The sequence below is a fragment of the Staphylococcus sp. EG-SA-2 genome (assembly GCF_017152085.1).
On sequence record NZ_JACYHC010000317.1, the window covers coordinates 1 to 359 of the forward strand.

At 29.0% G+C, this 359-nt stretch carries 1 protein-coding gene; it reads right to left on the reverse strand.

Going from position 1 to position 359, the window contains the following annotated elements; all coding sequences use genetic code 11:
* Window positions 1–214: 214 nt before the first annotated feature.
* A partial coding sequence (locus tag IDG60_RS03085; protein ID WP_206160485.1) for a toxic anion resistance protein occupies window positions 215–359 on the reverse strand: 145 nt, incomplete at its 5' end.

Consider the following 359-nt stretch of genomic DNA (forward strand, 5'->3'; position numbering starts at 1 on the left):
CGAGGAATAAATAAAGTTAAACGAGAGCTAGGTTTTGTATTAATGGCACTTAATATAAGGAAAATAGCAGCTCAACGAGCTGTACATTATAAAATACATATCAAAAAAGCTGATTTCTATCAAATAAATAATAGAAATCAGCTTTTTTACATTGCCTAAGAACTTTAAGGAACTTAATGTCCCAAGCTCTTTTTTGTTATATCTAATTCGTAATTTATGATTGTTTATTCGTTCCTTTGATGTTCACTAAATGTGACTTTAAATCTTGTTCTAATTGTTGTAATTCTTTTTCAGCTAATTGTCGTTCTTCGCGACCGTGTTGTTGAATAATTAATGTTTCTTCAATTGTCTCAATAATG